The following is an 11,838-nucleotide window of genomic DNA, read 5'->3' as shown; positions in this document are numbered from 1 at the left end:
GGCCGGACGTCAGGCGCGGCGTGAAAGCGTCGGTGGTTTCACGCTTGGCGGACACGACGCTAGGAGGTCCGTTTATCGCTGGATTATCGAGCCCTTAGAGAAACCGCCCGGTGTCCCATCAGGTGAGAACGGCGACGGGTGCCCGGTCTCAGTGGTGACGATCGCGGCGGTGATGATGGATCGACGGTGGTGGTGACGGTCACAGTCGCGGTGGCGGTAGCGGTCACAGTCACAGTCACGGCGTTGACGCAGCGCTCCCGCCACGCAACCCGCCGCCAGTACGAATGCACCCAATACACCACAAAGACGACACCACCATTCCACTCAGCACCCCCCTTCACCGTGCTGCCGCGACCACGAGCCCGGCCACGACACCCCCCTCAGGCGACACCGATTGAATGATCAAAGCACCGGGGAGCTAGCATATGAGCACCGCCTAGCTCGAAAGATAAGCCTGTGACTGTCAATGACGACTCGTTCACCAACTGGAAGAACCGCGAGGAGATCGCGGAGTCGATGATCCCGATCATCGGGAAGCTGCACCGGGAGCGGGACATCACGGTCCTGCTGCACAGCCGCTCCTTGGTGAACAAGTCGGTGGTCAGCATCCTCAAGACCCACCGGTTCGCCCGGCAGATCGCCGGTGAGGAACTCTCGGTCACCGAGACGCTGCCGTTCCTGCAGGCTCTCACCACGCTCGATCTCGGCCCTTCCCAGATCGACATCGCCCTGCTCGCCGAGTCCTACCGGACCGACGACCGCGGTCTGTCGGTGGAGGAGTTCACCGCCGAGGCCGTCGCCGGCGCCACCGGTGCCGACAAGATCGAGCGCCGCGAGCCGCGCGATGTCGTCCTCTACGGGTTCGGCCGCATCGGCCGCCTCGTCGCCCGCCTGCTCATCGAGAAGGCCGGTTCCGGCAACGGCCTGCGGCTGCGCGCCATCGTCGTCCGCCAGGGCGGCGAGCAGGACATCGTCAAGCGCGCCTCGCTGCTGCGCCGCGACTCCATCCACGGGCAGTTCCAGGGCACGATCACCGTCGACGAGGCGAACAGCACGATCATCGCCAACGGCAACGAGATCAAGGTGATCTACGCCAACGACCCGTCCGAGGTCGACTACACGGCGTACGGCATCAAGGCCGCGATCCTCGTCGACAACACGGGCAAGTGGCGCGACCGCGAGGGCCTGTCGAAGCACCTCCGCCCCGGCATCGACAAGGTCGTCCTGACCGCGCCGGGCAAGGGCGACGTCCCCAATGTCGTCCATGGCGTCAATCACGAGACGATCAAGCCGGACGAGCAGATCCTGTCCTGCGCGTCCTGCACCACCAACGCGATCGTCCCGCCGCTGAAGGCGATGGCGGACGAGTACGGCGTGCTGCGCGGCCATGTGGAGACCGTCCACTCGTTCACCAACGACCAGAACCTGCTGGACAACTACCACAAGGCCGACCGTCGCGGCCGTTCGGCGCCGCTCAACATGGTCATCACCGAGACCGGTGCCGCCTCGGCCGTCGCCAAGGCACTGCCCGATCTCGATGCACCGATCACCGGCAGCTCGATCCGCGTTCCGGTGCCGGACGTCTCGATCGCGATCCTCAGCCTGCGGCTCGGGCGCGAGACCACCCGCGAGGAGGTCCTCGACTACCTCCGCAATGTGTCGCTGACCTCGCCGCTCAAGCGCCAGATCGACTTCACCAGCGCCCCCGACGCGGTCTCCAACGACTTCATCGGCTCGCGCCACGCCTCGATCGTCGACGCCGGCGCCACCAAGGTCGACGGCGACAACGCGATCCTCTACCTCTGGTACGACAACGAGTTCGGCTACTCCTGCCAGGTCATCCGCGTCGTCCAGTACGTCTCCGGCGTGGAGTACCCGACCTACCCGGCCCCGGCGGTCTAATCCCAGCGAACTCTCCGACCCGGTGCCCCGGCGGGCGGGGCACCGGCGGGGCGGCAACCGGATCCCGCTCGGCATCGGTTGCTACCCCACCGCCCCGCCGGCCGCGGCACCGGCACCGGCACCGGGATGAGCCTTACGCCCAACTCCCTACGACCGACCTCAGGTAACGACACCGGCCCTGGCACGTCCGCCCGCGGAATCACACTCGTACGGCCCAGCCACTCCGTACGGCTCGTCAGACCTGGATTCCAGGGTATCCCCGTACGTGACGTGCTCGCCCCACGTGGTCTCAAAGTGCCTTCGCCGGAGCCCTCCCCCAGAGCGAGGTGGGTCATGAGGTGCTCGGGGGCGGCACCGTGTTCGAAGCACATGTCTGATGTATTCGGGCCACTGACGGTAACCACGCTGGTCTGCGAGCCGGCGTCCGCAACAGCCGTGCGCATGGCTACCGTTCCGGTCAGCGACGGTTGTTCTCTTCCTCCATCCGCCCTCCGCTCGGCGCGCGAAACGCTATGGTCGCCAATCAGACCGTCGGCAAGGGGGTTCGACGTGCGCAGTGTTGACGGGGGTGGGCAGTGGCGAGCGACATGACGGCTGAGGGGAAAGTCCGCGGTCTGTTCGACGACTTCGGAGCGTTCCGCACGCCGACCGCGGCGGATTTCACCACCGTCCTGATGGACGGCCTGGTCGCCCCCGATGCGAACGTGCTGCTCAACCTCTACCGCTATACCGAGCAGGCGCGTGCCGATCTCTTGGACGCGCTCGGCGCTCTGGGCGAACGCCTTTGGGTCCCGCACCAGGTCCTCGTGGAGTTCTGGCGTAACCGGGAGAGCACGATCTCCGATGCCCAGTCGACCAGCACCAAGGCCGCCCAGGAGACGACCGGGCACGCCGGGCAGGCGGTGCAGACGCTGCGCACCTGGGCCAACCGTGTGGCGTTGAGCGACGAGGAGTTCAATGAGCTCCGCGACCGGTTGAACGAGATCTTCGACGAGGTGCGGAAGAAGATTACCGAGGTCGGCGAGGGCGAGTGGCAGCACATCAGCCATGACACGAGCACTGATCCGGTGATCGCCAGGCTGGAACAGGCACTGGCCGGCCGCGTTGGGGCACCGTTCGCCGCCGAAGAGGGCACTGAGCTGGCCGGGTTGGGGCTGAAGCGTGTCGAGCAGCGTGTCCCGCCCGGATATATGGACGCCAAGAAGGACGGCGACGGAGCGGTCGGTGACTTCTTCGTGTGGGAACAGATCCTGCGCGAGGCGTCCCGGCGCCAGTGCGACGTGCTCTTCGTGACCGCGGACGCGAAGGAGGACTGGTGGCGGAAGGAACGGGGTAACAACCGCGGCCCCCGTCCGGAACTGACCGCAGAACTCCGGGCCCGTGGCGGAGGACGACTCTTCATGCTGTCGCCCAAGCAATTCCTGGAAGTCGCAGCCCCCGTCCTACGGCTCAGCCTCCAGGCAGGCTCCGTCGAAGACATCGAGCGAGTCGAACGCATCGAGGCCGAGAGCACGCACGGCGGGTGGACAGCCTCGGCTCTTGAGGAACTCTTCCGCGGGCTGTCATACGAGGGCTACGGTGATCGCGTCGCAGTCATCCGCCACGCAGCCGAGATGGACGGTCATGTCGAAGCCACGTCCGTCTACGACATCTGCGACTACGACGACGACCGCAGTCTGAGGGGCTTCACCAAGCCGATCAAGCGGATCAGTGGCAACCTGCACGAGCAGGGGATCATCCCGGACTCCGCGGTGCCGGTACTCACAGCCGAATACAAAAACGGTCCAGGCCGCGCCTCCGGCTTCAGAATCCATCCCCTCCTCGTCCCCCTCGTCAACGATCCGGCGGACGACGACGAGTCATGACACTCCTGCACACCATTTGAGCCTGCAGACGGCGCTTGCTCATCGACCGGTTCGTCATGTCAGGGCAGCAGGCGGCCCGCCGGCCGGCTCCGCCCCGCGGAGCCCGTGCTCCGGGCTACACGTGATCCACCAGCCCCTACCGGACGATGCCACGACCGCCCCTTCCCCCCCTCACCCCCTCACCCCCTCACCCCCTCACCCCGCCGACGCAGCCGCCGGATTGCCCTGGTGGGTGAAGGCGGCCCAGTGGTGGAGGTCGTGGCGGGTGGCCTCGTGGCGGAGGGGGTTGTCGAGGGTGGTGGGGGCGTGCGCAGTGGGTTGAGCATCCACACTTGGGCGGCGCGCAGGGCGTCCGGCGGGGCCAGGCCGCCCGCGGTGACATGGTGGTGGAAGACCGCCATCATCACGGAGGTCGGACCGTCGCGTACCGGCCAGCGGGACCCCACGACGTCGGCGGCGCCGCCCGTGACCAGAGCGGTGGCGAGGGTCAGCGCCTCGTCGTGGTGGCGGGCCCGCCGTGTCCGGTCGGCGGCCGGCGGCGCCGTCGAGAATGCCGGCCACGGTGAGCCGGCCGGCATCCCGGCCCGCGCCGGGCGGGCCGGCCAGCCGTAGCGCGGAGTCGGTTGGGCGCGGGGCGGCAAGGGCGTGGCAGGCCAGTTGGACCACGGACGCCGGCGATGCGCCGCCGGGCAATACGGCGAGAAGCTCGGCCGGCGTGCCCACGGCGTCCCGTGCCTCGTCCGCGGTGCGGAACTCGCCGTAACGGAGCACCTCGGGGTAGCAGGCGGCACGCAGCGCGGCCGTCTCCAACTCGGCCACGTCCGCTGCGCCCACCAACTGCCGGATGCTCGGGCCTTCCTGAACACCGGGGCGTACGCCCAGCACGGTCAGCGCCTTGCGTCGCAGGCCGCTGGGGATCGGCGGGTCATCGGCCGGCAGAGATTGCGCGTCCTTCGTCGGCAGAGGCTGCGCGTCCCCCGCCGGCAGGAGTGGCGCTTCGGGGTCAGCTCCCGGAGTTCCATCGCGAAGGTCATCATCCCGGCGGGCCCCTCCCGGGTGAGCCAGTCGACGAAGGCCGAGAGATCGGGTACAGCCCCGAACCCGCCCCTGCTGCGACCGTATCGGCGTCATCAGCGTCACCAGGAACAACGCCGCCCAGCGCCGGTCCTCCTCGGCGGCCGGAACGCCCAGCGCCGGGTCCCGCGGTCACGCACTTCCCGCAGCAGCCGCTCGGCGCGCTCCCGGTCCACTGGTTCACCACCCCCGGCGAACTGCCGCATGGCGAGCGCACCACGCAGCCATACGCTCACCGCACTACGCGCGCCGGAATCGTGGTCCAACAGCCCGGCCAGCTGCTCAAGTTCGGCAATCGATGTCTCGTACGCCCGAGGCAGCACCACTCCTGCCCCCATGGCAGGGATCCACCTCTTGACCCGCTCCGCCACGTCCGCCACCCAGACGCGAAGCCCCTGGACGCCACCGCTCCCTTCATCGCTCACCGGCCCCCTGCCTCTCCCCCAGAACCTCTACGGCCCTTGGCATCAACGCCACTATGCCGATCCACCGGACGCACGGCGACAAGATCCCGCGGTCGGACCGCCCAACGTCCGGCTCGCGCCCAGATCGGCCCTCATCTCGCGCCGCACCTGACGCAGCCGGCCCCACAGCGCGTCGATGCTCTCCTGCACAGCGGCCGACGAGTCCCCCACCCGTGGGCCCGGTCGTCCAGACGCCGAACCATGCCGTACACCAAGCCCAGTTCACGACTCAGGTCGCCCGCGAGTTCGAGCAGACACGAAGGCAACAGCGTTGTGCGGACTGCCGGTGGTCTGCTGGCTGCAGTCGTTGCCGGGCTGTCAGGTGCAGAGGGCATGCCCGAGCTGTCTCAGATGATCGGCGCTTCCCGCAATGCGGTGGTCAACGCTCTCACTCCCTGGCGCGAGCAGGACTGGGTACGCCCTCGGGCGCCCTCTGTGCGCCCAGAATTCCTATCCGGCCTGCCCCTCCGACAGCCTCGACGGATGAACCCGTAGAGCCGGCGCAGGCGACCGGCACGTGAACGGGCGGAGAGAACGGGCCCGAAACGCAGAAAAGCCCCGCACCATAAGGTGCGGGGCTTCCCCACAATGATTGTTCGGCGGCGTCCTACTCTCCCACAGGGTCCCCCCTGCAGTACCATCGGCGCTGAAAGGCTTAGCTTCCGGGTTCGAAATGTAACCGGGCGTTTCCCTAACGCAATGACCACCGAAACACTATGAAGTTGACCAACCCGGCAAAGACACAGGTCGTTACTTCAGAACCTACACAGTGGACGCGAGCAACTGAGGACAAGCCCTCGGCCTATTAGTACCAGTCAACTCCACCCGTTACCAGGCTTCCATATCTGGCCTATCAACCCAGTCGTCTACTGGGAGCCTTAACCCCTCAAAGGGGGTGGGAGTACTCATCTCGAAGCAGGCTTCCCGCTTAGATGCTTTCAGCGGTTATCCTTTCCGAACGTAGCCAACCAGCCATGCCCTTGGCAGGACAACTGGCACACCAGAGGTTCGTCCGTCCCGGTCCTCTCGTACTAGGGACAGCCCTTCTCAATACTCCTACGCGCACAGCGGATAGGGACCGAACTGTCTCACGACGTTCTAAACCCAGCTCGCGTACCGCTTTAATGGGCGAACAGCCCAACCCTTGGGACCGACTCCAGCCCCAGGATGCGACGAGCCGACATCGAGGTGCCAAACCATCCCGTCGATATGGACTCTTGGGGAAGATCAGCCTGTTATCCCCGGGGTACCTTTTATCCGTTGAGCGACGGCGCTTCCACAAGCCACCGCCGGATCACTAGTCCCTACTTTCGTACCTGCTCGACCCGTCAGTCTCACAGTCAAGCTCCCTTGTGCACTTACACTCAACACCTGATTGCCAACCAGGCTGAGGGAACCTTTGGGCGCCTCCGTTACTCTTTAGGAGGCAACCGCCCCAGTTAAACTACCCACCAGACACTGTCCCTGATCCGGATCACGGACCCAGGTTAGACATCCAGCACGACCAGAGTGGTATTTCAACAATGACTCCACAACCACTGGCGTGGCTGCTTCAAAGTCTCCCACCTATCCTACACAAGCCGAACCGAACACCAATATCAAGCTATAGTAAAGGTCCCGGGGTCTTTCCGTCCTGCTGCGCGAAACGAGCATCTTTACTCGTAATGCAATTTCACCGGGCCTATGGTTGAGACAGTCGAGAAGTCGTTACGCCATTCGTGCAGGTCGGAACTTACCCGACAAGGAATTTCGCTACCTTAGGATGGTTATAGTTACCACCGCCGTTTACTGGCGCTTAAGTTCTCAGCTTCGCCACACCGAAATGTGACTAACCGGTCCCCTTAACGTTCCAGCACCGGGCAGGCGTCAGTCCGTATACATCGCCTTACGGCTTCGCACGGACCTGTGTTTTTAGTAAACAGTCGCTTCTCGCTGGTCTCTGCGGCCACCACCAGCTCAGGAAGTAAATTCCATCACCAGCAATGGCCCCCCTTCTCCCGAAGTTACGGGGGCATTTTGCCGAGTTCCTTAACCATAGTTCACCCGAACGCCTCGGTATTCTCTACCTGACCACCTGAGTCGGTTTAGGGTACGGGCCGCCATGAAACTCGCTAGAGGCTTTTCTCGACAGCATAGGATCATCCACTTCACCACAATCGGCTCGGCATCAGGTCTCACCCTCATGTCATCCGGATTTGCCTAGATGACGGGCTACACCCTTACCCCGGGACAACCACCGCCCGGGCTGGACTACCTTCCTGCGTCACCCCATCGCTTACCTACTACCACCTTGGATCGGCGGCTCCACCACGTCCCTTTGTCCGAAGACTCCAGGCCGGCTTCACGGCCTTAGCATTAATGGATTCGATATTGGGCGTTTCAAAGCGGGTACCGGAATATCAACCGGTTGTCCATCGACTACGCCTGTCGGCCTCGCCTTAGGTCCCGACTTACCCTGGGCAGATCAGCTTGACCCAGGAACCCTTAGTCAATCGGCGCACACGTTTCCCACGTGTGTATCGCTACTCATGCCTGCATTCTCACTCGTGAACCGTCCACAACTCGTTTCCACGGCTGCTTCACCCGGCACACGACGCTCCCCTACCCATCACAACGGACGTTGGTCCTCATGCTGCAATGACACGACTTCGGCGGTGTGCTTGAGCCCCGCTACATTGTCGGCGCGGAATCACTTGACCAGTGAGCTATTACGCACTCTTTCAAGGGTGGCTGCTTCTAAGCCAACCTCCTGGTTGTCTCTGCGACTCCACATCCTTTCCCACTTAGCACACGCTTAGGGGCCTTAGTCGATGCTCTGGGCTGTTTCCCTCTCGACCATGGAGCTTATCCCCCACAGTCTCACTGCCGCGCTCTCACTTACCGGCATTCGGAGTTTGGCTAAGGTCAGTAACCCGGTAGGGCCCATCGCCTATCCAGTGCTCTACCTCCGGCAAGAAACACACGACGCTGCACCTAAATGCATTTCGGGGAGAACCAGCTATCACGGAGTTTGATTGGCCTTTCACCCCTAACCACAGGTCATCCCCCAGGTTTTCAACCCTGGTGGGTTCGGTCCTCCACGAAGTCTTACCTCCGCTTCAACCTGCCCATGGCTAGATCACTCCGCTTCGGGTCTTGGGCACGCTACTCAACGCCCTATTCGGACTCGCTTTCGCTACGGCTTCCCCACACGGGTTAACCTCGCAACATACCGCAAACTCGCAGGCTCATTCTTCAAAAGGCACGCAGTCACGACACAAGGAACAAGTTCCTTGTGCGACGCTCCCACGGCTTGTAGGCACACGGTTTCAGGTACTATTTCACTCCGCTCCCGCGGTACTTTTCACCATTCCCTCACGGTACTATCCGCTATCGGTCACCAGGGAATATTTAGGCTTAACGGGTGGTCCCGCCAGATTCACACGGGATTTCTCGGGCCCCGTGCTACTTGGGTGTCTCTTAAACGAGCCGTTGATGTTTCAGCTACGGGGGTCTTACCCTCTACGCCGGACCTTTCGCATGTCCTTCGCCTACACCAACGGTTTCTGACTCGTCCCACAGCCGGCAGACTGCAGTAAAGAGATCCCACAACCCCAACCACGCAACCCCTGCCGGGTATCACACGTGACTGGTTTGGCCTCATCCGGTTTCGCTCGCCACTACTCCCGGAATCACTGTTGTTTTCTCTTCCTGCGGGTACTGAGATGTTTCACTTCCCCGCGTTCCCTCCACACTGCCTATGTGTTCAGCAGCGGGTGACAGCCCATGACGACTGCCGGGTTTCCCCATTCGGACACCCCCGGATCAAAGCTCGGTTGACAGCTCCCCGGGGCCTATCGTGGCCTCCCACGTCCTTCATCGGTTCCTGGTGCCAAGGCATCCACCGTGCGCCCTTAAAAACTTGGCCACAGATGCTCGCGTCCACTGTGCAGTTCTCAAGCAACGACCAGCCACCCACCACCCCAACCCGAAGGCTGAGTTCACTGGGGCCGGCATCACGAAGGTCCGGACTCAACAGTCCGTACCCTCAGATACCCAACAACGTGCCCGGCCCACTCCATCAATCCCCACGTTCCACGCCGAAGCAGTACTAGTGACAACCAATCAAGTGTGCCGAATAGTCAACGTTCCACCCATGAGCAACCAGCATCAGACATTCGCTGATGTACTGGCCTCTGACCAACCGAAGTTGGTAAGAAGTGCTCCTTAGAAAGGAGGTGATCCAGCCGCACCTTCCGGTACGGCTACCTTGTTACGACTTCGTCCCAATCGCCAGTCCCACCTTCGACGATTCCCTCCCACAAGGGGTTGGGCCACCGGCTTCGGGTGTTACCGACTTTCGTGACGTGACGGGCGGTGTGTACAAGGCCCGGGAACGTATTCACCGCAGCAATGCTGATCTGCGATTACTAGCAACTCCGACTTCATGGGGTCGAGTTGCAGACCCCAATCCGAACTGAGACCGGCTTTTTGAGATTCGCTCCACCTCGCGGTATCGCAGCTCATTGTACCGGCCATTGTAGCACGTGTGCAGCCCAAGACATAAGGGGCATGATGACTTGACGTCGTCCCCACCTTCCTCCGAGTTGACCCCGGCAGTCTCCTGTGAGTCCCCATCACCCCGAAGGGCATGCTGGCAACACAGAACAAGGGTTGCGCTCGTTGCGGGACTTAACCCAACATCTCACGACACGAGCTGACGACAGCCATGCACCACCTGTACACCGACCACAAGGGGGCGCCTGTCTCCAGACGTTTCCGGTGTATGTCAAGCCTTGGTAAGGTTCTTCGCGTTGCGTCGAATTAAGCCACATGCTCCGCTGCTTGTGCGGGCCCCCGTCAATTCCTTTGAGTTTTAGCCTTGCGGCCGTACTCCCCAGGCGGGGAACTTAATGCGTTAGCTGCGGCACGGACGACGTGGAATGTCGCCCACACCTAGTTCCCAACGTTTACGGCGTGGACTACCAGGGTATCTAATCCTGTTCGCTCCCCACGCTTTCGCTCCTCAGCGTCAGTATCGGCCCAGAGATCCGCCTTCGCCACCGGTGTTCCTCCTGATATCTGCGCATTTCACCGCTACACCAGGAATTCCGATCTCCCCTACCGAACTCTAGCCTGCCCGTATCGAATGCAGACCCGGGGTTAAGCCCCGGGCTTTCACATCCGACGTGACAAGCCGCCTACGAGCTCTTTACGCCCAATAATTCCGGACAACGCTTGCGCCCTACGTATTACCGCGGCTGCTGGCACGTAGTTAGCCGGCGCTTCTTCTGCAGGTACCGTCACTCTCGCTTCTTCCCTGCTGAAAGAGGTTTACAACCCGAAGGCCGTCATCCCTCACGCGGCGTCGCTGCATCAGGCTTTCGCCCATTGTGCAATATTCCCCACTGCTGCCTCCCGTAGGAGTCTGGGCCGTGTCTCAGTCCCAGTGTGGCCGGTCGCCCTCTCAGGCCGGCTACCCGTCGTCGCCTTGGTAGGCCATCACCCCACCAACAAGCTGATAGGCCGCGGGCTCATCCTTCACCGCCGGAGCTTTCCACACACAGACCATGCGGTCGTGTGTCGTATCCGGTATTAGACCCCGTTTCCAGGGCTTGTCCCAGAGTGAAGGGCAGATTGCCCACGTGTTACTCACCCGTTCGCCACTAATCCCCTCCCGAAGGAGGTTCATCGTTCGACTTGCATGTGTTAAGCACGCCGCCAGCGTTCGTCCTGAGCCAGGATCAAACTCTCCGTGAATGTTTACCCGTAATCGGGTCAACACACACGAGAGCGGAACGACCAGACGGAATAGGTCCGGTCGTTCACAGCGTCCTCGCTGTGTGTGCCACCCCGACCCCATGGGCCGTGGTGGGCTTTCAAAGGAACCTCATCCCCCGGAGTGTCTCCGGTGGACGGGGTATCAACATATCTGGCGTTGACTTTTGGCACGCTGTTGAGTTCTCAAGGAACGGACGCTTCCTTTGTTCCTGTTTCACCAGGATCTCCGGGCGCTTCCCTTCGGTCTTGCGTTTCCGACTCTATCAGATCCTTGCGGGCCCGATTTTCGCCGGTGCGTTTCCGCCTTTCGGCTTCTTCGCGTTTTCGACTCTACCAGATCCGTTTCCGTCTCTGGCCCCTGTCGGAGCGGGGTCGGCCGTTCGGCTTTCGCTTTCCGGCCTTTCCGACTCTATCAGGCCCGATTTCGTTCCGTTGCCGGTCCGAATTCGTTTCCGATTCCCCGTCGGAGGGGGTCCGCCTGGGGTGCGGCTATTTGAACTGCCGCGCCTTTCGGCGTGCTCACTACTTTAGCGGAATTCCTCGTTGACGCATAATCACGTCACGGTTCGAATTTCGGCATGCCGAAATCTTTCCCAGTGAGGGGCCGTGCAGTAGTGGGTGCCGCGAAGCGGCGGGATGGTCGCCGCGGAACCGTTCCGGCTCTGTGGCAACTCGAAGAACTTACACGATCCTATGGGTGCGGCACGACTTGGGGGTACGTCCGCGGTGGTTCGAGCCATCCCGGACCCCTACGTCGCCGGACCACGTGGTCA

At 62.8% G+C, this 11,838-nt stretch carries 4 protein-coding genes, 3 rRNA genes and 1 pseudogene; 2 read left to right on the top strand and 6 right to left on the bottom strand.

Annotation, left to right across the window (positions count from 1 at the left end; all coding sequences use genetic code 11):
• Positions 1 to 456 precede the first annotated feature (456 nt).
• The gene (locus K7C20_RS27810) at positions 457 to 1,902 is read left to right on the top strand and encodes a glyceraldehyde-3-phosphate dehydrogenase (RefSeq protein WP_030089459.1); all 1,446 of its coding nucleotides are present in this window, start codon (positions 457 to 459) and stop codon (positions 1,900 to 1,902) included.
• Positions 1,903 to 2,576: 674 nt separating this feature from the next.
• Positions 2,577 to 3,767, top strand: a complete 1,191-nt coding sequence (locus K7C20_RS27805; RefSeq protein ID WP_150127184.1) for a PIN domain-containing protein — start codon at positions 2,577 to 2,579, stop codon at positions 3,765 to 3,767.
• Positions 3,768 to 3,962: 195 nt separating this feature from the next.
• On the opposite strand, the gene K7C20_RS39050 is transcribed toward K7C20_RS27805, so the two are convergent.
• The 6 genes and pseudogenes from K7C20_RS39050 to K7C20_RS27780 all read right to left on the bottom strand — a co-directional run bounded on the left by K7C20_RS39050 (position 3,963) and on the right by K7C20_RS27780 (position 11,044).
• On the bottom strand, positions 3,963 to 4,097 hold the full coding sequence (locus K7C20_RS39050) for a hypothetical protein (RefSeq protein WP_281429749.1): 135 nt from the start codon (positions 4,095 to 4,097) through the stop codon (positions 3,963 to 3,965).
• 35 nt (positions 4,098 to 4,132) lie between these two features.
• Positions 4,133 to 4,345: pseudogene (locus K7C20_RS38455) on the bottom strand (CHAT domain-containing protein); the annotation flags it as partial.
• A 558-nt stretch (positions 4,346 to 4,903) separates the two neighbouring features.
• Positions 4,904 to 5,266 (bottom strand): hypothetical protein, encoded by a 363-nt coding sequence (locus K7C20_RS27795; RefSeq protein WP_030089489.1) that lies wholly within the window; start codon positions 5,264 to 5,266, stop codon positions 4,904 to 4,906.
• 633 nt (positions 5,267 to 5,899) lie between these two features.
• Positions 5,900 to 6,016, bottom strand: a 5S ribosomal RNA gene (gene rrf / locus K7C20_RS27790).
• 74 nt (positions 6,017 to 6,090) lie between these two features.
• Positions 6,091 to 9,212 (bottom strand): 23S ribosomal RNA (locus K7C20_RS27785).
• Between the two features lie 303 nt (positions 9,213 to 9,515).
• A 16S ribosomal RNA gene (locus K7C20_RS27780) occupies positions 9,516 to 11,044 on the bottom strand.
• The 16S, 23S and 5S rRNA genes sit together here, the layout of an rRNA operon.
• Positions 11,045 to 11,838: the final 794 nt, after the last annotated feature.

Origin of the sequence: Streptomyces decoyicus (genome assembly GCF_019880305.1) — a bacterium.
Taxonomy (GTDB): Bacteria; Actinomycetota; Actinomycetes; order Streptomycetales; family Streptomycetaceae; genus Streptomyces; species Streptomyces decoyicus.
The sequence above is the reverse complement of the archived record's forward strand: the minus strand, read 5'-3'. Positions and strand labels throughout refer to the sequence as shown.

Bases quoted from the DNA above. Each gene is read 5' to 3' on its own strand.
- K7C20_RS27805 (WP_150127184.1), top strand. From the start codon at position 2,577: ATGGACGGCCTGGTCGCCCCCGATGCGAACGTGCTGCTCAACCTCTAC.